At 72.6% G+C, this 20622-nt stretch carries 17 protein-coding genes and 2 tRNA genes; 10 read left to right on the top strand and 9 right to left on the bottom strand.

What is annotated here, in order from left to right; all coding sequences use genetic code 11:
• Positions 1-408 precede the first annotated feature (408 nt).
• Positions 409-1113, bottom strand: a complete 705-nt coding sequence (gene hemQ, locus ACVUH9_RS22075; RefSeq protein ID WP_475760987.1) for a hydrogen peroxide-dependent heme synthase — start codon at positions 1111-1113, stop codon at positions 409-411.
• A gap of 236 nt (positions 1114-1349) precedes the next feature.
• Between hemQ and ACVUH9_RS22070 the strand changes: the two genes are divergently transcribed.
• Complete coding sequence (locus ACVUH9_RS22070) at positions 1350-1670, top strand: hypothetical protein (protein ID WP_475760985.1); 321 nt, start codon at positions 1350-1352, stop codon at positions 1668-1670.
• Between the two features lie 416 nt (positions 1671-2086).
• Here the strand turns inward: ACVUH9_RS22070 and ACVUH9_RS22065 are convergent.
• Positions 2087-2159, bottom strand: a tRNA-Lys gene (locus ACVUH9_RS22065).
• A gap of 193 nt (positions 2160-2352) precedes the next feature.
• Between ACVUH9_RS22065 and ACVUH9_RS22060 the strand changes: the two genes are divergently transcribed.
• Complete coding sequence (locus ACVUH9_RS22060; protein ID WP_475760983.1) at positions 2353-2646, top strand: hypothetical protein; 294 nt, start codon at positions 2353-2355, stop codon at positions 2644-2646.
• Positions 2647-2752: 106 nt separating this feature from the next.
• Positions 2753-2824, top strand: a tRNA-Glu gene (locus ACVUH9_RS22055).
• A 48-nt stretch (positions 2825-2872) separates the two neighbouring features.
• Here ACVUH9_RS22055 and ACVUH9_RS22050 read toward each other — a convergent pair.
• Both ACVUH9_RS22050 and ACVUH9_RS22045 read right to left on the bottom strand, forming a co-directional pair.
• Positions 2873-3607, bottom strand: coding sequence for a potassium channel family protein (locus tag ACVUH9_RS22050; protein WP_475760981.1), 735 nt, complete (start codon positions 3605-3607; stop codon positions 2873-2875).
• 98 nt (positions 3608-3705) lie between these two features.
• Positions 3706-4731 carry a polysaccharide deacetylase family protein gene (locus tag ACVUH9_RS22045; protein ID WP_475760979.1) on the bottom strand — a complete coding sequence of 342 codons (1026 nt, stop codon included), beginning with the start codon at positions 4729-4731 and terminating at the stop codon, positions 3706-3708.
• 153 nt (positions 4732-4884) lie between these two features.
• Here ACVUH9_RS22045 and ACVUH9_RS22040 point away from each other — a divergent pair, with 153 nt between their 5' ends.
• Positions 4885-6615: a pyruvate dehydrogenase gene (locus ACVUH9_RS22040; protein ID WP_475760978.1), complete on the top strand. Its 1731-nt coding sequence runs from the start codon at positions 4885-4887 to the stop codon at positions 6613-6615.
• Positions 6616-6617: 2 nt separating this feature from the next.
• Here the strand turns inward: ACVUH9_RS22040 and ACVUH9_RS22035 are convergent, their stop codons facing one another.
• Positions 6618-7370: an SDR family oxidoreductase gene (locus ACVUH9_RS22035; protein ID WP_475760976.1), complete on the bottom strand. Its 753-nt coding sequence runs from the start codon at positions 7368-7370 to the stop codon at positions 6618-6620.
• A gap of 11 nt (positions 7371-7381) precedes the next feature.
• Positions 7382-9166, bottom strand: a complete 1785-nt coding sequence (locus ACVUH9_RS22030; RefSeq protein ID WP_475760974.1) for an ABC-F family ATP-binding cassette domain-containing protein — start codon at positions 9164-9166, stop codon at positions 7382-7384.
• Positions 9167-9794: 628 nt separating this feature from the next.
• On the opposite strand from ACVUH9_RS22030, the gene ACVUH9_RS22025 reads away from it, so the two are divergent.
• Entirely contained in the window at positions 9795-11111 is a 1317-nt protein-coding gene (locus tag ACVUH9_RS22025) for an adenosylhomocysteinase (protein WP_475760972.1), read from the top strand.
• 4 nt (positions 11112-11115) lie between these two features.
• Here the strand turns inward: ACVUH9_RS22025 and ACVUH9_RS22020 are convergent, their stop codons facing one another.
• Entirely contained in the window at positions 11116-11802 is a 687-nt protein-coding gene (locus ACVUH9_RS22020) for a hypothetical protein (RefSeq protein ID WP_475760970.1), read from the bottom strand.
• 105 nt (positions 11803-11907) lie between these two features.
• On the opposite strand from ACVUH9_RS22020, the gene ACVUH9_RS22015 reads away from it, so the two are divergent.
• From ACVUH9_RS22015 to ahcY, 4 genes are all read left to right on the top strand, one after another.
• The gene (locus ACVUH9_RS22015) at positions 11908-13596 is read left to right on the top strand and encodes an IPT/TIG domain-containing protein (protein ID WP_475760968.1); all 1689 of its coding nucleotides are present in this window, start codon (positions 11908-11910) and stop codon (positions 13594-13596) included.
• 108 nt (positions 13597-13704) lie between these two features.
• Positions 13705-14511 (top strand): dienelactone hydrolase family protein, encoded by an 807-nt coding sequence (locus ACVUH9_RS22010; RefSeq protein WP_475760966.1) that lies wholly within the window; start codon positions 13705-13707, stop codon positions 14509-14511.
• Between the two features lie 117 nt (positions 14512-14628).
• Positions 14629-15024, top strand: coding sequence for a MerR family transcriptional regulator (locus ACVUH9_RS22005; RefSeq protein WP_475760964.1), 396 nt, complete (start codon positions 14629-14631; stop codon positions 15022-15024).
• The gene (gene ahcY, locus ACVUH9_RS22000) at positions 15021-16481 is read left to right on the top strand and encodes an adenosylhomocysteinase (protein WP_475760962.1); all 1461 of its coding nucleotides are present in this window, start codon (positions 15021-15023) and stop codon (positions 16479-16481) included. Before ACVUH9_RS22005 ends, ahcY begins: the two co-directional genes overlap by 4 nt.
• A gap of 372 nt (positions 16482-16853) precedes the next feature.
• Here ahcY and ACVUH9_RS21995 read toward each other — a convergent pair whose 3' ends face one another.
• On the bottom strand, positions 16854-17237 hold the full coding sequence (locus ACVUH9_RS21995; protein WP_475760960.1) for a winged helix-turn-helix transcriptional regulator: 384 nt from the start codon (positions 17235-17237) through the stop codon (positions 16854-16856).
• 129 nt (positions 17238-17366) lie between these two features.
• Between ACVUH9_RS21995 and ACVUH9_RS21990 the strand changes: the two genes are divergently transcribed.
• Positions 17367-18236, top strand: coding sequence for an SDR family oxidoreductase (locus tag ACVUH9_RS21990; RefSeq protein ID WP_475760958.1), 870 nt, complete (start codon positions 17367-17369; stop codon positions 18234-18236).
• A 167-nt stretch (positions 18237-18403) separates the two neighbouring features.
• Here ACVUH9_RS21990 and ACVUH9_RS21985 read toward each other — a convergent pair whose 3' ends face one another.
• Positions 18404-19345, bottom strand: a complete 942-nt coding sequence (locus ACVUH9_RS21985; RefSeq protein WP_475760956.1) for an alpha/beta hydrolase — start codon at positions 19343-19345, stop codon at positions 18404-18406.
• Between the last annotated feature and the right edge of the window lie 1277 nt (positions 19346-20622).

Here is a 20622-nt window from a genome sequence, read left to right as displayed (position 1 = left end):
GGAGAGAGCGGGCCGGGGCGGGGTGGAGAGAGCGGGGCGGGGTGGAGGGGCAGCGCCGGGAGGGGCGAGCCGTGAGGGAGGGGCCGGAAGACCGGCGACCGGCATCGTTCCGCGTCGTCCCAGAAGGCCTGGGGTCATTTCACCTCGGCCGGGAAGGCCTGGGGTCATTTCGCGTCGCCAGGCGACGCAAGATGACTCCAGAGCATGGTGGCCGACGCAAATGACCCCAGGGCGCCTTCCGGCCGTCCGCCCGCGGCCCCGCGGCCCCGCGGCCCCGCGGCGCGCGACCCGACGACCCCGCGACCCCCATCCCGACGACCCCGCGACCCCGCATCCCGGCGATGCCGCATCCGCGCGCCCCGCGCCTTCGCGACCCGCGCCCCCGCGCCCCTCTACATCGGCCCGGCCCTACGGCAGGTCGGCGACGACCTCGGCCAGCGGCTTGCGGATCCCGGTCAGGAACGGCAGCTCCTCGCGGGTGTGGCGGCGGGCCTCGGCGCCGCGCAGGTCGCGCATCAGGTCGACGATCCGGGTCAGCTCGTCGGCCTCGAAGGCCAGCAGCCACTCGTAGTCGTTGAGCGAGAAGGCGCTGATCGTGTTGGCGCGGACGTCCTTGTAGCCGGCGGCCATCATCCCGTGCTCGCGGAGCATCTGCGAGCGCTCCTGGGGATCGAGCAGGTACCAGTCGTACGAGCGCACGAACGGGTAGACGGAGACGTACTTCCTGGCCGGCGTCCCCTCGAGGTAGGCCGGGACATGGGCCTTGTTGAACTCGGCCTCGCGGTGCACGCCGATCGACGTCCACCACGGGTCGACGGACTGCCCGAGCCGGGTCTGGTTGAAGGCGACGAGCGCGTCCTGGAGCGCGTCGGCGCTGGGCCCGATCAGCCACAGCAGCATGTCGGCCTCGGCCCGGAAGCCGACCGTCGAGTAGCTCGCGCGGAGGATCGCGTCGCCGCTGGTCAGCGCGGCCTCGGCCTCGGCCGCCAGCTCGGCGCGGCCGGCGTCGGGCGCGCCGTCCGGCAGGGCGTTCCCCACCCGCCGGTGGCCGCGCGCGGCCTTGAAGCCCGCGTACATCGCGTACAGGTTCGTGAAGTCCGTCTGCTCGCTCATGTCGTCCTGACGATACGCCCGCGGAGGCTCCGTTCGTGGGCCGCCCGTCACGCTTCGGCGTCCGCTGACAGGGGATGCCGGAGGAACCGGGTGGTCGCCCGCGGGGCGGTCTCGTGGTCGCGGCGGCATCCGTCGGTAGGGGACGCCGGGTAGCATCGCCTCGCATCGGCAGGTCCCGCCCGAAGCCCGCGCCCGAGAAGGCCGCACCGTCGCCGCCGTCACGCGGCTGGCAGCTGATGGCGGCCGCCCTGGTCGCGCTGATGGTCTACGAGGTCGCGAACCGTCGAGGACTCGGCGTCGGTCTCTTCGCGCTCGTCTTCTTCGGGACGATCCTCGTGCTGGCCCTGTTCCGCCCCCAGCAGCTGCGGGCCTGGTCGGAGCGGCACGCCTTCTTCGACGGCCTGCTGTTCGCGCCGTTGCTCTTCCTGGTCCTCGCCTACATCGGCAACTGGTCGCTGCTCGCCTGCGCGATCGGCGGCGTCGTCGGCTGGGCGATCGTCTCCGCGGTCGTGCTGGTCCGGCGACGGTCGCGGGCCGGCGACGCGTCGGACGGCTAGCGCGCCTCGGCGCCGTGGGACGGCGCCGACGAGCGGCGGCGCCTCGCCGGGGCCTAGATGGTTGATCCCACGGGTCCGTGGATGTGGGGTGCGTTCGGGGCGGCGTCCTGGCGTCGCGCGAGGCCGAGAGTCAGGGTGGAGAAGCCTGGCCGAGGGCCTCTCCAGAACGGTGCTCTCGCCGTCGCTCCGACGGTGAGAGCACCGAAATGGCGGAGTATGCACCCAGAACGGTGCACTCACGCCCGCCGCCCCGGTGAGCGCGACGAAATCGGGCGGCGCTGCACCTCCACGACGGCGTGGATCGACGTCCGCCGGCCACTCACGGTCGGCTCCCGCCCGCACCAGCTGCCCCGCCGCCGGAAGGTCCGGGACGGGGCCGCGCTGTGGGCGTCCGCCGCACGGACGGACGCGGTCGATGGGCCGCCTGGGACTCGAACCCAGAACCACGGGCTTAAAAGGCCCTTGCTCTACCGATTGAGCTAGCAGCCCTCGCCCCGCAAGCCTAACCACGCACGCGGCGCGGCGACGCTCGGGTTCCGGCTCGCCTCGTGGTGGCGGGGCCGGCGCCCGGTTCCGCACCCGGTGGGACGGCAACGGCTCACGGAGCCGCCGTTCCGACGCGGCAGACGACGCAACCGCCGGTCCCCGTGGTGATCGCCCGCCGATCGGGTAGAAGGGGAGCATGAGCACGTCCGACATCCCCGAGGGCAGCGACAGCGAGCAGCGGTTGCTCGAGCGCCGACGGGCGGCCAACGCCCCGCTGGAGGAGGCCGGCGAGGGCGAGTCCGAGGGGTTCGAGCTGGCCGAGCGGGAGCTGATCGAGCACGCCTCGCACGGGGACCAGCACACGACGATCCCGATCACCCGCGACGGCCGCGACGAGGCGGAGGCGGACCCGTCCGCGGACTCGTACGGCGAGGCGGACGAGGAGATCCCCGAGGACCTCGAGCCGGAGAGCGAGGACGAGGCGCAGTAGCCGGCCCCCTGGGTCCGCACGACCAGGCCGCGATCGCGACGATCGGGGCGGGCGACGGCGACGACCGGGCAGACGACCGGCCCGGCGTTCTACACTGGGCCGTCCTGCCCCCATGGTGTAGCGGTTAGCACGCCAGCCTTTCACGCTGGTAGCGAGAGTTCGATTCTCTCTGGGGGTATCGCAGTAGGCCTCGGCTCGACCGGGGCCTTCGTCGTTCCGGGCCCGTCTACGACTCCGCCCGCGGACGCCGCAGGTTCCCGACGATCGCCGCGACGACCGTCACGAGGTAGATCTGCCCCAGCAGCGCCTCGAACGCCGCGAGCGTGTGGCCGACGTCGCTCCGGGCCGTGAGGTCGCCGTAGCCGACGGTCGTCAACGTCGTGAAGCTGAAGTAGAGCGCCTCCGAGCCCGTCACCTCCTCGCCCCCGGCGAAGAACGGGGCCCCGCCGAGCCGGTCGATCGCGCCGTAGACGAACCCGAACAGCATGCCGAGCAGCAGGTACAGCGCGAGCACGCCCATCACGGCGGGCACCTGCACCTGGCCGTTGGCCCGGATCTCGCGGATCACGCCGATCGCGATCGACGGCGGGGCGATCAGGATCAGGGCGGCGTTCATCAGCTCGGTCGCGCCGTCGCCGATCGCGTTCGCCACGATGTGGAGGACGCTCAGCCCCAGCGCCACCACGGCGAGGACCACCACCGTCCGGATCGCCCAGCGGGGGAACTCGGCCGCCCGCACCGCCAGCAGCAGGCTGAGGCCGGCCAGGGCTGTCACCACCACCTGCTGCGGGTCGCTCGGCGGCACCATCCCCTGGACCACGAACGACGTGAGCGTGGTGAGCAGCAGCAGCTCGAACCGTCGGAGCACGCGAATCCGTTCGCGCTCGCTGGCGTCGGTGGTCTCCGGGACCGTGGGCGGGCGTCCCTCCGCGGGACCGATCTGCCTGGACGAGCCTTCCATGCCGCACTGCTCCTGGTTCGGACCCGGCGAGAGCGCCGCCGGCCAGCTGCGCCCGACCCTAGCCCCTGGCTCCCGTGCCGCCCGCGGGCGGCACGCGCCTAGGCCCCGCCGCCCTGGGCCGCCGGAGCGTTCCGCGTCGGGTGCCGCAGCAGCTCGCCGACGGTGACCATCCGGTACCCGCGCTCACGGATCTGCGGGATCAGCAGGCGGACCGCGGCGGCCGTGGCCGGAGCGTTCGGGCCGCCCATCATGTGCATCACGAAGATCCGGCCGGGGGAGAGCGCGCCGAGCACCGTCCGGACGATCACCGCCGGGTCGTCCTGGAGCGCATCGCCGGAGGCGGTGCCGTCGACGACCTGCTGACCGGCGGCGGCGACCAGGCGCAGGTCGGACGGCTCGTGGCAGAGGCCGGGGAAGCGGAAGAGCACGGGCGGGCGCCCGGTCGCCCGGCGCAGGGCGGCGGTGGTGCGGTCGATCTCGGCCTGCTTCTCGGCGGTCGTCGTGACCGACGGCAGCCCGTAACAGGTGCTGGTCCACGCCAGGTGATCCCAGGTGTGGCTGCCGATCTCCAACCGCGGGTCGGCGGCCAGCCTCCGCGTCACCTGCGGGTAGGTCTCGGCCCAGAGCCCGCTGACGAAGAGCGTCGCCGGCGTCTCGGTCCGGCGGAGCGTGGCGAGCAGCTCGGCGTCATACCAGCTGGCGACCTTCCCGGACCGCAGCTGCCGGAGCATCGCCGGGGTCATGTCGGCGTCGAAGCTGAGCGCGATCACGCGCTGGTCGGTGCGGGCGGCGTCGACCGCGACCGCCCGCGGACGGAGGGGTGCCGCCGCGGGCTCGGCGACGTCCTGGGTGCCGGTCGGCGGCGGGGCCGCGACGGTCCCGGTGCTCGCGGCGGCGGTGCCCGTGGAGGTGCTGGTGGCGGGCGCGGTCGTCGTACCGGACCCGGCCGGGTCGGCGGCCGAGCCGCCGGTGGCCCCGGCCGCTGGTTCGTGCTCGTAGACCGACGGAGGCATCGCCGTGGTGGTCGCGGCGGCCGCGCCGGGGCCGGCCCCCGCCGACGAGGACCCGCAGCCGGCGAGCAGCACGGCCATCAGGGCGAGGGCTGGCCAGGGACGGACACGCATCCGCGCAGCGTACGCGGTCGGCCGGGCGCAGCGTACGCGGTCGGCCGGGTGGTGACGGGGGCGTCGGACGCCACCCGGCCCCGGTTTTCGCAGCAGGCGCGTACGGGTATTCGAGGGTGGCAGCAGCCCCGTCGATCTGCCCCAGGAGGTCCCGTGAACGTTGCCGAGCAGTTCGTCCAGGTCTTGCGCCAGGCGGGTGTCGATCGCGTCTACGGGGTGGTCGGCGACAGCCTCAATCCGATCGTCGACGCGATCCGGCGGACCGACGGGATCGACTGGATCCACGTCCACAACGAGGAGTCCGCCGCCTTCGCGGCTGCCGCGGCGGCCCAGGTCACCGGCAAGCTCGCGGTCTGCGCCGGCAGCTGCGGGCCGGGCAACACCCACCTGATCCAGGGGCTCTACGACGCCCACCGTTCCGGGGCGCCGGTGCTCGCGCTCGCGTCCCACATCCCGTCGGCCCAGATCGGCACCAGCTTCTTCCAGGAGACCCACCCCGAGCGGGTCTTCGTCGACTGCAGCAGCTTCTGCGAGACGATCTCCCGCGCCGAGCAGATGCCGCGGCTCCAGCGAATCGCGATCCAGCACGCGATCAGCAGCAACGGGGTCTCGGTCCTCGTGCTCCCCGGCGACGTCGCCGACCTGCCGCCGGCCCACCCGCTCGGCGTCAGCAACTTCGTGACCGAGCAGGCCGTCGCGACCCCGCCGCCGGGTCCGGTCCAGGCGCTGGCGGGGGCGATCAACGCGGCCGCGTCGGTGATGGTGTTCGCCGGGGCGGGCGCCCGCCACGCTCGCGAGGAGCTGCTCGACCTGGCGGCGACGGTCAAGGCCCCGATCGGCCACACCCTGCGCGGCAAGGAGTGGCTCCAGTACGACAACCCGTACGACGTCGGAATGAGCGGCCTGCTCGGCTACGGGGCCTGTTACGAGGCGATGGCGCAGGCCGATCTGGTGATCCTGCTGGGGACCGACTTCCCCTACGACTCGTTCCTGCCCGGTCGCCACACGGCGCAGATCGACCACGACGCGGCACGGATCGGCCGCCGGACCCCGGTCGAGCTGCCGGTCCACGGCGACGTTGGCGAGACGCTCAGCGCGCTCCGTCCGCTGCTGGCCGAGAAGCCCGACCGCAGCTTCCTCGACGCGATGCTCGATCGGCACGAGAAGACGCTGGAGAAGGTGATCTCGGCCTACACCGGGGACCGCAAGCAGCGCACCCCGATCCACCCGGAGTACGTCGCCGACACGCTCGACGACGTTGCCGCCGACGACGCGATCTTCACGGTCGACACCGGCATGAACAGCGTCTGGGCGGCCCGCTACCTGACGCCGAACGGCCGGCGACGGGTGATCGGGTCGTTCCTCCACGGCTCGATGGCCAACGCGCTGCCGCACGCGATCGGGGCCCAGTTCGCGCAGCCGGGCCGGCAGGTCGTGTCGCTGTCCGGCGACGGTGGCCTGGCGATGCTGCTGGGCGAGCTGCTGACCGTCCGCCGCCACGCGCTGCCGGTCAAGATCGTCGTCTTCAACAACAGCTCGCTCGGGATGGTCAAGCTCGAGATGCTGACCGAGGGCCTGCCCGACTACGGCACCGACCACGACCCGATCGACTACGCCACGATCGCCCGCGGGGTCGGGATCGAGGCGATCCGGATCGAGAGGCCCGAGCACCTGCGCGACGGGCTCCGTCAGGCGCTCCAGGCCGACGGGCCGGTGCTCGTCGACGTCGTGACCGATCCGGCGGCGCTGTCGATGCCGCCGCACGTCACCGGCGAGCAGATCCGCGGGTTCGCGATGGCCGCCAGCAAGACCGTGCTCGCGGGCGGGGTCGGCAAGATGATCGAGATGGCGCGGACCAACGTCCGCAACGCCCGCGGGATCTAGGCTCAGATCCCGCGCAGCATCCCGCCGTCGACCGGCAGCGTGGTACCGGTGATGTAGGCGGCCGGCTCGGAGCAGAAGAACAGCGCCGCGGCCGCCATCTCCTCCGGACGGCCCAGCCGCCGGGCGGGGACGACCTGGCGGGCGGCGATCTCGGCCGCGGCCATCGTGCCGTGGACGGACTCCATCCGCCGGGTCGCGATCCGGCCGGTCAGCAGGCTGTTGAGCGTGACGCCGTCGCCGGCGACCTCGGTCGCCAGCGTCTTGAACGCGGCCAGCGCCGCCGAGCGTTCGGCGTTGGACAGCATCAGGGTCGGGATCGGCTCGCGGACGGAGGTCGAGACGACGTTGACGATCCGGCCCCAGCCGCGCTCGCGCATCCCCGGGAGGATCCGGCGCAGGAGCGCCATCGGCGCCCGCACGAGGTGGCGGTGGGCCTCCTCCCACTGGGCGTCGTCGAAGGCGAGCGGATCGGGGTTGGTCGGCGGGCCGCCGGTGTTGACGATCGCGATGTCGACCGGGCCGACCTCGGCCTCGACCCGGTCGATCAGCGTGTCGGCTCCGGCGACGTCGCCGGTGTCCCAGGCGATCCCCGCGACGGCCCCGACCTCGGCCGCCGCGATCCGGGTCCGCTCCGGATCGCGCGAGCTGAGCACGACCCGAGCGCCCTCGGCGACGAGCGCCTCCGCGATCGCGCGCCCGATCCCGGCGGAGGCACCGCCGACGATCGCCACTCTGCCCTGAATGCCGAGGTCCATCCCGCGAGTATCTACAACGTCAGCGTCCGCGTCACCTCGAGCGCCTCGCGGAACCGCTGGTCGTGGCTGGCGACGACCAGGGCCCCGGGCCAGCCGGCGAGCGCCGCCTCGAGCGCCTCGAGCGACGCGACGTCGAGGTGGTTGGTCGGCTCGTCGAGCAGCAGGCAGGTCGTCCGGCGACCGGCGAGCACCGCCAGCTCGGCGCGGGTCTGCTCCCCGGGGGAGAGCGTCGCCGCCGGTCGTTCGACGACCTCGGCCCCGAGGCCGAACGTCGCCAGCGCGGTCCGCGCGTCGGTGACCGTCGCGGCCAGATCGGGCGTCGGCGGCAGTGGCGGCTCGGCGACCTCGACCGACGCCGAGCCCCGATCGACGATGCCACCGCGAGTCTCCGTGGGCGTCCAGCGGCCGTCGGCGGTCGTGCCGGCGCCGACCGGAGACCGTGCCTCCCCGGCCCGACCGACGTCCGGATCGTCTCCGGCCGCGATCAGCGCGGCGACCGCGATCGCCGTCGGGCGACCGTCCCGGGCGAGTCGGTCGCGGGCCTGGCCGAGCTCGGCGATCACCGTGCCCGCGGCCGCGGTCCTCCGGCCGTCGGCGAGCGGCACCCGTCCGGCGAGCGCCCCGAGCAGCGTCGACTTGCCGGTGCCGTTGGCGCCCGCCAGCAGGACCCGCTCGCCGTAGGCGACGCCGAGGTCGAGCGGCCCGAGCGACCAGTCGCCGCGCCGCAGGACCGCGCCCTCGAGCGTCAACGCCGAGGCCGCCCGCCGCTCCGCCGGCGTGAGGTGCAGGCGCAGCGGCGCCTCCTCGTGCGGCTTGTCGGGGATCTCCGCACGCTCGGCCCGCCCGGCGACGATCCGCGCCCGCCGCTTCATCCCGTCGGCCCGCATCCGGACCCACTCGGCGCTGTGCTTGTCGCCGTCGTGGCGGTGCGTCTTGGCCTTCTTGAAGCTGTTGGCCGCCCGCCGTCGGGTCTCCTCGACGGCGTCGCGCAACTGCGCGCGGGTGGCCACGGCCTGCTCGTGATCGGCCTGCTGGCGGCGGTGCTCCTCCTCCCGCTGGCGCTCCCAGACGGCGTAGCCCCCGCCGCCGGCGGTGGCCTTGCCCGTCCGCGGATCGAGGGCGACGATCTCCTCGGCGACGTCGGTCAGCAGCGCGCGATCGTGCGAGACGATCACGTAGCCGCCCCACCGCTCGGCGAGGAACCGGCGGAGGACGGCCAGCCCGTCGGCGTCGAGGTGGTTGGTCGGCTCGTCGAGCAGCACGGCGTCGAAGCGGCTGGTCCGCAGCACGGCCAACCCGACCCGCGCGGCCTGGCCGCCGGACAGCGAGCGCAGCGGTCGGTCGAGCAGCGCCGGGTCGAGCCCGACCTCGTCCGCCGCGGCCCGCAGCCGTGGCTCGGCGTCGTCGGCCCCCAGCACGATCCAGCGCTCGAGCGCCTCGGCGTGGTCGTCGATCGCCTCCAGCTCACCGGCCTCGAGCCGGGCGGCGTGGTGATCGAGCTCACGGCTCGCGGCCACCACCCCGAGCCGGTCGAGCGCAACCTCGCGGGCGCTGCGGGGATCGTCCTGGCCCGCGAACTGGGGCAGGTAGCCGACGGTCCCGAGCCGCCGGACGCACCCGCCGTCGGGCGTCTCGTCGCCGGTCAGGATCCGCAGCAGCGTCGACTTGCCGGAGCCGTTGGGGCCGATCAGGCCGATCCGGCTGCCCTCGCCGACCCGCAGGTCGACGTCGTCGAGCACGGTCCGGGGGCCGTGGTGGCGGGTGATGTTGTGGGCGTCGATGTAGGTGGCAGGCATGCGGTACTCCTCGGGGCGAGCCGACGGAGGAGCACCGGGGGACCCGCCGCGGGAGCAACCGGAGCGAGCTCAGGTCACCAGCGGGTCGGATCGGTTCCGGAAGGAGCGCACCCAGGGGCGGCTCGGCACTCCCCGTCGGCGGGATCGGCGACGGTGGGACGGCTGCGGCGACCACACGTAGCGGTCGGCGAGTTCGTGGCAGCGGTCAGGAGGAGTGGCGCATAGGACGGCCCGTAGGGCCGCCAACGACAGTAGCAGCGCGGCCGCCGACTTCCCAGCCTGCGGATGCGTCGCACATAGGCCCGGGCCTGCGTGCGACCGCCGTCGCCGCGAACCGATCGCCCACTCTTCGGGGAACCCGAACGATCGACGACGCGGCCGGATCGCTGCCGTCTACGCGGACCGGTCACCCACTCTTCGGAGGACCCGAACGATCGACGACGGGCCTGGTTCGCCCCCGTCTGCACGAACCAGTCACCCACTCTTCGGAGAACCCGAACGATCGACGACGGGCCTGGTTCGCCCCCGTCTGCACGAACCAGTCACCCACTCTTCGGAGAACCCGAACGATCGACGACGCGGCGACGCAGGCCCACCGTCGGGGACGCCCCGACTAGCATCGTGCGGGATGCCTCCGCTCGCCAAGCGCACCGGTCGTCGGCGCCCGCCGCACGACGTCGCCGACCTGAGCCTGGCGATCGCCGGCGAGGCCCGGATCGACTGGGCCGACGCCCAGATGCCGGTGCTGGCCCAGGTCCGGGCGCGGTTCGCCGCGGAACGGCCGCTCGAGGGGCTCCGGATCGCGGCCTGCCTCCACGTCACCGCGGAGACGGGCAACCTCGTCCGCACGCTGCGGGCGGGCGGCGGCGAGGTCTGGATCGCCGCGGCCAACCCGCTCTCGACGCAGGACGAGGTCGCCGCCGCGCTGGTCGTCGCCGACGGGGTCGCGGTGCACGCCCGCCGCCGTGTCGACCGGGCGACCTACATGGCGCACCAGGCGGCGGTCGTCGCCTGCGGCGGACCCGGGCCGCACCTGACGATGGACGACGGCGGCGACCTCCTCGGCCTGCTGCACGAGGGGACCCCGCCGCCGGTCGCGCCGCTCGCGGCCGCTCCCGACCTGATCGGCGGCACCGAGGAGACGAGCGCCGGCGCCCTGCGGCTGCGGGCGATGGCGGAGCGCGGCGAGCTGACGGTCCCGGTCCTCGCCGTCCACGAGGCCGACACCCACCGGGTCGTCGAGAACCGTCACGGGACCGGCCAGTCGGCGCTCGACGGGATCCTCCGCGCGACCAACGTGCTGCTCGCCGGACGCACGATCGTGGTCGTCGGCTACGGCTCGTGCGGCCGCGGGGTCGCGGCCCGTGCCCGCGGGATGGGCGCCGCGGTGATCGTCTGCGAGGTCGATCCGGTCAAGGCGCTGGAGGCGAAGCTCGAGGGCTTCGACGTCGCGCCCGCGCTGGTCGCGGCCGAGCGTGGCGACATCTTCGTGACCGTCACCGGCAACCGCGACGTGCTGACCCGCGAGCACTTCGAGCGGATGCGCGACGGGACGATCCTGGCCAACGCCGGCCACTTCGACGTCGAGATCTCGCTGGCGGATCTGGCCGCAGCGGCGGACGGCCCGCCGGTCGAGGTTCGCCCGCTGGTCGAGCGGTACGTGGTCGGCGGCCGCCGCCTGCACCTGCTGGCCGGCGGCCGGGTCGTCAACCTGGCCGCCGCCGAGGGCTACCCGGCGTCGGTGATGGACCTCTCGTTCACCAACCAGGCGCTGGCGGTCGAGGCACTGGTCACCGATCCGACCCGCTTCGCGCCCGGCGTCCACCGGGTCCCGCAGGAGATGGACGCGGAGATGGCGCGGTTGAAGCTGGCCAGCCTGGGGATCTCGATCGACCGGCTCAGCAGCGAGCAGACCGCCTACGGGCGGACCTGGACCGGCAGCTAGGTCCTCAGCGCAGCTCGGTCGCCTCGATCAGCCCGGCCGGATCGGTCCGCCCGGGACCGGTCGGGAAGGCCAGCCGGACCAGCCGCCCGGCGGGCTCGACCGCGACGTGCGCGATCACCGGCGGAACCAGCGACGCCGAGAGCTCGTCGAGCGCCTGGGCGACGTCGACGAGGCTCGGGCGCAGACGGATCCGCCAGGCGTCGAAGGTCCCGGCGGGGACCGTGACCTTCTCGCGCTTCTCGACCCGGATGTCGATCGGCCAGTGGACGACCGCCGTCAGCCATGCCCGCGGCACGAACCGCGCCTTCTCGGCCAGCGGCAGGGTGCGGAACGCGAGCGCCAGCGCGGGGGCGGGCACCATCGCGCGGGGGTAGGGGGCGACCTCGCCGCCCATCTGGGGGACCTGGACGTCGCGGAACGCGGCCTGCTCGCGCAGGACCTCGCGTTCGCGATCGAGGATCTCGACCGTCTGCGACTCGGCGAGCAGCTCGCCGTTGCGGCGCCGGAAGCGGATCAGGACCTCGCCCGTCAGCCGCCCGAACGCCTCGCCGGTGATCTCCTGGACCAGGGTGCGATCCCCGTCGGGACGGAGGATCAGCCGGCCGGAGCCGACCTCCTCGCCGTCGATCGTCGCCCGGTAGACGGTCTGCTCGGCGGTTTCGATGCCGGGATCAGGAAGTGGGTCGTCCATCGGTCCATCATCGCGCGTGTTCCTCGCCGCGGGGTGAACAAAAGCCTATGACTTGTAACGTAGCGCCGCTATTTCGGTGCCAAACCACAACTCGAGGTCCACTTCGTGACATCACGTACCCGTCTGGTCGCGCTTGCCGCCACGCTCTCGCTCGGTCTGCTTCCCACGGCGGCCAACGCCGCAGCGCCCTCCCCGGCGTCCTCGGACCCGGCCACCTACACCGCCGTCGACGCCTTCGGCGAGACGTACCTGACGGGCGAGGCCAACATCGGCCTGCAGGAGGACGACGACGTCCAGGAGGTCGACCTGCCGTTCCCGGTCACGGCCTTCGGGCAGGCACACGACTCGCTGGTGGTCTCCAGCAACGGCAACGTCCAGTTCGGCGACCTCGACGACGCCAACGACAGCAACTCCGGCGCTTCGCTGCCGCAGGACGGCTACCTGCTGCCGACGCTGTTCGCGTTCCAGGACGACCAGGTCCAGGAGGACGCCGAGGCCGGCCAGGGCATCTTCACCCGGACCTTCGGCCAACCGGGCCACCGCCGCTTCCTCGTCGAGTGGCGCTCGCGTCCGTACGACTACCACGACGAGGCGGGCCTCATCAGTCCGGGGGCGCCGACCGATCACTTCGCCGTCGTCCTCTACGAGAACTCGAAGGCGCTGACCACCCTCTACGGCGACGTCGACGTCGAATCGCGCGGCACGATCGGCGTCCAGCTCGCGCCGGACAGCGGCCCGGGTCCGCAGCGGACCGCTCCGGTCGCACGGACCTCCCCGGAGCTTCCGCCGGTGCCGGCCGACTTCACCCAGTACGCGATCGCGGGCGACTACGACGGCCCGCTGCGGGCGGTCGCGGCTGCCGTCGCCCGCGTGGCCCCGCGGACGATCCCGGTCGAGGGCGACGCGCCCCCGGCGTCCGGCACCCGCGTCGACTTCCTGCCGTCGGGCGCGTCGTCCCCGGCGATCCTGCCCGCCGCTCCGGCGGCCGTCTCCGACGGTGCTCCGAAGTCCGGTGAGCGGATCACGCTGACCGGCAGCGGCTTCCTCCGCACGACCTCGGTGCTCTTCGGCGACGTCGAGACCACCGACTTCACGGTCGAGAGCGACGGGCGGCTGACCGTGGTCGTGCCCGCCGGCGTCAGCGGCACCGTCCACCTGCGGATCCGCAACAGCGCGGGCGACAGCGGGATCGTCGGGACCGTCCAGATCACCGTGGCCGTCCCGCGGCCCCCGGTCGACGCTCCGGCGCCGCCCGCCGCCCCGCGTCGTTGCGCCGCCGCGTCGGCGGTCATCACCCAGCTGCGTCCGAGCGGCAGCCGCCTGCGGGTGGCCGGTGCGATCGCCGACATCGCCGATCGTCGTGGCGCCGAGGTCACGGTCTTCCGCGGCAGCCGTCAGGTCGGCCGTACGACGGTCGGCAGCGATGGGCAGTTCTCGCTGACGGTCTCCGGGGCGGGCAAGGGCCGGATCAGCGCGACCGTCGGTCCGCAGCGCTCGCCGGCGGTCAGCCTGCGGCGCAGCCTCGAGATCACCGGCCAGAAGGTCTCGGCCGACGAGGTCGTCGTGACCGGTCGCCTGACCAGCAAGCGGCCGGGCAACGTGGCGCTGACCCTCCGGGGCCGCACCTCCTGCACCCGCACCACGGTCCTGAAGCGGTTCCGGACGCGGGCGAACGGCAGCTTCAGCGTCAGCCTGCCGCGCCCGACCGCGCTTGAGGGCAACGCGCTCGATCGCATCCGGGCGACCAGCGATCCCCGGATCTACAGCCTCCCGATCGTGGTGCCGTACCGCTAGCGAACGGCCTGGGCGTCGCTCCGCGGAACACGCGGAGCGACGCCCGATCGCTCGCCAGCAGTCAGTACCGCGGGTAGGATCGCCTTCGTCAGCGACGAGGGGGAACCGATGGGGCTCGAGCGGTACGTCAAGGAGCAGTTCACGGCCGAGGGTACGACGCACGACGTCTACCGCCGGGGCGAGGGCCCCGCGGTGGTGGTGATGGCCGAGGTGCCCGGCATCACCCCGGCCGTGATCGCGTTCGCCGACCGGGTGGTCGACCTCGGCTGCACCGCGATCCTTCCGCAGATGTTCGGCCGCCCCGGCGGCAGCGCCCGCGACCCGCGCAACCTCGCGCGGACGTTCGGCCATATCTGCGTGTCGAAGGAGTTCAACCTGTTCGGTCTGCGGCGTCAGTCGCCGATCACCGATTGGCTGCGGGCGCTCGGCCGCCACGAGCACGAGCGCTGCGGCGGTCCGGGGATCGGCGTGATCGGGATGTGCCTGACCGGGGGCTTCGGCCTCGCGATGATGGCCGACGACTGGGTCCTCGCCCCGGTCCTGAGCCAGCCGTCGCTGCCGGTCGGCCTGACGGCCAGCCGCCGCCGCGACCTCGGCGTCGACGACGCGACCCTCGCCCGGGTGAAGCAGCGTGCTGCCGACGGCTCGTGCCTGATGGCGCTCCGCTTCTCGGGCGACAAGCTCTCCCCGGGGGAGCGCTTCGTCCGGCTCCGGCACGAGCTCGGCGACGCCTTCACGGCGGTCGAGATCGACTCCTCGCGGGGCAACCCGCACGGCAACAAGCTCGTTGCCCACTCGGTTGTGACCGAGGATCTGCAGGACGTCCCCGGGCACCCCACCCGCGAGGCGCTCGACCAGGTCCTCGACTTCTTCCGCGCGCAGCTGGTGGCCGGCGTTCCCGCGGAGGCGGTCTAGCGTCGGTGCCGAACGGCGCGGCTGGCACGCGGGTAGTCCGGCTGGTCGGTTCGGCGGGTTCGAGTGGCCGGCCCGCCGTAACCTTGACACGACCGTGGTAAGGTTCCGTCGTCCCGCATGGACGCACTGACGATCAACGAGGCGGCGGAGACCTCGGGCTGGAGCCCGCGGATGCTCCGCTACATCGAACGGATGGGGCTCGTGGAGCCCGCGCGTTCGACAGGCGGCTACCGCCTGTACGGCCCTGGTGAGCTTCAGCGGCTGCGCACGCTGCGCGAGCTGCTGGACGGCCAAGGACTGGCTCTCGGTGAGGTCGGTTTTGCCCGACGGATGCAGCTCGACGACGAGCTGCGTTCGGCGGTCGAAGGTTGGCTCGAGGCCGAGCCCGCCCGTCCCGCCCACGTTCCGGCCGACGATTGGCTGGAGTGGGAGCAGGAAAAACACGAGCGACTGGTGGCAGAGGCCGCACGTCGCGCCGACACCACCGACACGAACCTCACGGAGACCCGATGAGCACCGTCCTTCAGCAGAACGACTTCAAGGTCCGCGATCTCTCGCTGGCCGCCGCCGGTCGCAAGCAGATCGAGCTCGCCGAGCACGAGATGCCCGGCCTCATGTCCACCCGCGCGGAGTTCGCCGCCAGCCAGCCGCTGAAGGGTGCCCGGATCATCGGCTCCCTCCACATGACCACGCAGACCGCGGTCCTGATCGAGACGCTGACCGCGCTCGGTGCCGAGGTCCGCTGGGCCTCCTGCAACATCTTCTCGACCGACGACCAGGCCGCCGCGGCCGTCGCCGTCGGCCCGAACGGCACCCCGGACAGCCCCCAGGGCGTCCCGGTCTTCGCCTGGAAGGGCGAGACGCTGGAGGAGTACTGGTGGTGCACCGAGCAGATCGTCGCCGGTTGGGCCGACGACGCTCAGCCGAACATGATCCTCGACGATGGTGGCGACGCCACCATGCTGCTCCACAAGGGCCGTGACTTCGAGCTGGCCGGCGCCGTGCCGGACCCCTCGACCGGTGGCTCGGAGGAGTTCGAGGTCTTCCTGACGCTGCTGACCAAGTCGGTCGCCGCGCATCCGGACCGCTACACGAAGCTCTCCGCCGGCATCCTCGGCGTGACCGAGGAGACGACGACGGGCGTGCACCGCCTGTACGAGCTCGCCAAGGAAGGCAAGCTGCTCTTCCCGGCGATCAACGTCAACGACTCGGTCACCAAGTCGAAGTTCGACAACCTCTACGGTTGCCGCCACTCGCTGATCGACGGCATCTTCCGCGCGACCGACGTCATGATCGCCGGCAAGACCGCCGTGATCTGCGGCTACGGCGATGTCGGCAAGGGCTCGGCCGCCTCGCTGCGTGGCCAGGGCGCTCGCGTGATCATCACCGAGATCGACCCGATCAACGCGCTCCAGGCGTCGATGGAGGGCTACCAGGTCTGCGTCCTCGACGACATCATCGGCGAGGTCGACATCGTCATCACGACGACCGGCAACAAGGACATCCTCACCAAGGATCACCTCGCCGCGCTGAAGAACAAGGCGATCGTCGGCAACATCGGTCACTTCGACAACGAGATCGACATCGCCGGTCTGGCGTCGATCCCGGGCATCGAGAAGGTCGAGGTCAAGCCGCAGGTCCACGAGTGGGTCTTCCCCGACGGCCACTCGATCATCGTGCTCTCCGAGGGCCGCCTGCTGAACCTGGGCAACGCGACGGGGCACCCCTCGTTCGTGATGTCGAACTCGTTCACGAACCAGACGATCGCCCAGATCGAGCTGTTCGCGAACAACCAGGACGGCAAGTACCAGAAGCAGGTCTACGTCCTGCCGAAGCACCTCGACGAGAAGGTCGCGCGCCTCCACCTCGACGCCCTCGGCGTCAAGCTGACGACGCTCAGCCAGGACCAGGCCGACTACATCGGCGTTCCGGTCGAGGGTCCGTACAAGCCCGACCACTACCGCTACTAACCTGGCTCGCCCTCGTCGCCCCTGGGGGTGTCGCTGCATCCTCGGCAGTGCGTGCGCACAGCTCTCGGATGCGCTCCTACCCAGGGACGACGATCGCTTCGCCAGGTCAGCAGCGGCAAGCCGGTACTGATCTGACGATCGCTTCGCCAGATCAGCACCGGCAAGCCGGTACTGACTGACTCGGTGTCGTCAGCTCAGCACCTGTTCCCGCTCTCCTTCCCGGAGGGCGGGCCCGCCCGCAGGATGGCCGACGGTCGTTCCGGGCAGCTTCCCGAGATATCTCGGAATTCGATTCAGCACACGCGGGCGGCCTTCGGGCCGCCCGTCGTCGTTGCCGGGCGCCGGTGCCCCACGAGCCCCGCGAGGAGGCCGCTAGCGCGCGTCGTAGGCGCTCTGGGCGGCGAGGACCTGATCCATCGAGCCCTCGAGCACGGAGATCAGGTCGACGAGCCGCTTGGCGACCGAGGCTCCGAGCGGGGTCAGGCTGTACTCGACCCGCGGGGGGATCGTGGCCTGGACCTCGCGCACGACGAAGCCGTCCCGCTCGAGCTGCTGGAGGGTCTGGGCGAGCATCTTCTCGCTGACCCCGTCGACCCGCCGGCGCAACGCGTTGAACCGCACCGGCCCGTCGTCGAGCGCGGCGAGGGCCAGGACACCCCACCGGCCCGCGACGTTCTGCAGGACCGGCCGGGACGCGCAGGCCCGGGCGAAGACGTCGGCCTCGAGGCTGTCGGGCGTTTCGGTCGGTCGGGCCATGCCGGGAAGTCTAGCGCAGCCGTACGGCGAGATCCACCGCACGATCGAAGTGATTGCACTTTCGAAAAGTTAGTGTAATGTGGATCACCGGTCGGCTCCCCGGCCCGATCCCGAACGCAGGAGACCCGCATGACCATCACCATCACCGCCGCCACCGGACAGCTCGGTCGGCTCGCCGTCGACGCCCTGATCGAGCGCGGCGTCGAGCCGCAGCAGATCGTGGCTGCCGTCCGGACCCCCGCCAAGGCTGCGGACCTCGCCGCCAAGGGCGTCCAGGTCCGCGAGGCCGACTACACCCGCCCCGACACGCTCGCCGCGGCGCTGGCGGGGACGGACCGCCTGCTCCTGATCTCCTCGAGCGAGGTCGGGCAGCGGGCGACCCAGCACGGCAACGCGATCGCGGCCGCGAAGGCCGCCGGCGTCGGCTCGATCGCCTACACCAGCGTGATCAAGGCCGACAGCTCGGGCATCCTCCTGGCCGAGGAGCACCTCGCCACCGAGCAGCTGCTCCGCGACTCGGGCCTGCCGTTCACCTTCCTGCGCAACAGCTGGTACCTCGAGAACTACACCGCGCCGGCACAGCTAGCCGGGACGGTCGAGCGCGGCGTCCTGCTCGGTGCCGCCGGCGACGGCGGCCGGGTGGCGGCCGCGACCCGCCGCGACTACGCCGAGGCGGCCGCCGCGGTCCTCACGGGTAGCGGGCACGAGAACCAGGTCTACGAGCTGGGCGGCGACGAGCGCTTCACCCTGACCGAGCTCGCGGCGACGATCAGCGCCGTTGCGGGGAAGCCGGTCCGCTACCAGGACCTTCCGCAGGCGGAGTACGCGAAGGCGCTGCTCGACGCGGGCGTGCCGGAGGTCGGCGCCAAGATCCTCTCCGACTCCGACGCGGGAATCGCCCGTGGCGAGCTCGATACCGACAGCGGCGACCTCCGCCGCCTGATCGGACGCCCGACGACGTCCCCGGCCGACGCGATCCGCGCCGGGCTCCAGGCCTGACGCGGCTCGGGGCGAGCCCCAGGCCTAGCGCGGCTCGGGGCGAGCCTGCCCTGCGGCGGGCGGACTGGTGCCGGGCGGTGGGCTGAGGTTGAGGTCGCAGAACGCACTCGACCTCGACCGGCCAGGTCGGTGGCGGCGTCCTCCGCCACCGACGCATGGGGTTCGCGTCAGGCGAGCAGCTCGCGGAAGCCGGCGAGCGCGGCGTCCCGCGCCTCTTGGGCCGCAGGGCTGAGCGGCGCCATCGCCAGGAAGCCGTGGATCAACGTCGGGTTCTGCAGGTGGCGGACGGTCACCCCCGCCGCGGCGAGCGCTTCGGCGTAGGCGTCCCCGTCGTCGCGCAGCGGGTCGTAGCCGGCGGTGGCGACCACCGCGGGCGGCAGGCCACTGAGGTCACCCGTCGCCGCGGGGGCCACGCGCGGGTCCTGCCGGTCCGCCTCCTCGGGGACGTACTGGTCGCGGAACCAGTACATGTCGTCGAGGGTCAGGAAGTAGCCGTCGGCGTTCTCCTGGTGCGAGGGACGCTCGGATTCGAAGTCCGTGACGGGGTAGAGCAGCATCTGGGCGGCGATCGTCACGTCGGACCCGCGCAACTGCTGGGCGATGACCGCGCTGAGGTTGCCCCCGGCACTGTCTCCGGCGACCGCGAGTCGGTCAGGCCGGCCTCCGAGCTCGTCGAGCCGGGCCGCGGCCCACCGGGTGGCGGTCAGCGCATCCTCGACGGCCCCCGGGAAGGGCGTCTCGGGTGCGCGGCGGTACTCGACGCTGACGACCACGGCATCGACGCCCGCGGCGATCGCGCGGCACTGCCCGTCGTAGCTGGGGACGTCGCCGATCACGAAGCCGCCCCCGTGGAAGAAGACGACCGTCGGCCGGGGCGTGCGGGCGCCTTCATCCTCGGGGCGGTAGATCCGGGCGGCGATCGGCCCAGCGTCGCTCGGGATCTCGGCGTCCTCGACGCTGACGGTCGTCGGCGCCTCCATGAAGGAGATGCCCCCGAGCATCTGGGCGAAGAGGTCACGGACCTCGCTGAGCGGGCGACTCGACATGGGGCCGACCCCGTTCGCGTTGAGCTGCTCGAGCAGGGAGGCAATCTGCGGATCGACGGGCATCGCCCGACCCTACTGCCGGCCGCGGGCCAACTCGCGATCTCCGTCGCCTCCGCGGTCGGGCGAAGACGGGGGGCGTTGGACGGCCGGACCCCGGAGGGAGCCGTCTCGGCGGCCGCGCCCCACCGGTCTCCGTGGACGGAGCCACAAACCGTCTCGGCGGACCGAGCCCACCGGTCTGAGGCGTCGCCCCGTCTGAGACGTCGCTCGTCTTCGCCTGGGGGAGGAAGGCCCGGGTGCTGCCGCGGGTTCGGCCGGTCGGCCCCGGCCGCGCGGGCGCGGGCGCGAGCTCGCGGGCCCGGGCTCGCGCCCAACCTGCGTCCGGTCCGGCGGCATCTCGTCACGGTTCGAGGCCACGCCAGGTGCGACGCGACGTCCGCCTGAGCGGAGCGTCGGTCTCCGTTCGTCTCCGTCGCGCCCGGCGCTGAGCGCTCAAGCCGAGACCTCCGGAAGGACCGAGGGGCCGGGGCCCACCGTCAGCTGGGTGTCGGGTGCTGGTTGGCGTAGGGGGACCGGGGGGACCGGGGGACCGGGAGACCGGAGGACCTGCGGGACCGGGGGAGCCGAGGCCTCGGCTCCCCCGGTGTCAGGCGGCGCGCAGCGCCCGGGCGGGGAGGACGCGGCGACCGCGCCTGAGCGGGAAGCCAGCGAACCGGGCTCCGTGTCGTTCGCCGCATCGCGCCGCGCCCAAGCCGGTCGACCGCGCGAAGTCAGCGATCCGCGTCCTCGAGAACTCCCGTCGCGACCGACCAAAGGTCCGGTGGCCCCGAAACGGGCCGATTTGGGCACTACCGGGCCGGCGGGGCCGGATGGGAAAAAGATCGTGAAAGAAATTTCGGGCCCGAAAGTGGCTTGAAAGCTGGGCTTGTACGCCGTCGCCTGCGCCTGGGGCCCGGTTCTGGCCGGGTTTTGGGGCTGACCCGGCCGACATCGTTCAGGGCCCGTATGTATATTCATCGAGCCGCTGGTCACCGCGGCGCAGCGCCAAGCCGGAGCACTCAACGAGAGCTCCACAAGCAGAAGCGACTGTGCTAAGGTGCCTAGCCCGCGCTTGACACCGGTCAAGCGTGCGCCTCCAGAGTTTGAACACCTGGTCCTAAGGGCGCGTCGGTCTTTGAAAACGCAACAGCATGCGTGCGATCCTCGTAAGAGGATTGTACGTCCAGGTTCGATTATTCGAATCTGCCTCTTTGGCAGGTTCGGTTTTTGAATAGTACGTCTGACCTTTCGGGGTTGGACATTTTTCCGTCATGTTAGTGGTGCCGTAGTGTACTGGTGCC

This window comes from Patulibacter ginsengiterrae (genome assembly GCF_056269115.1).
The sequence above is the reverse complement of the archived record's forward strand: the minus strand, read 5'-3'. Positions and strand labels throughout refer to the sequence as shown.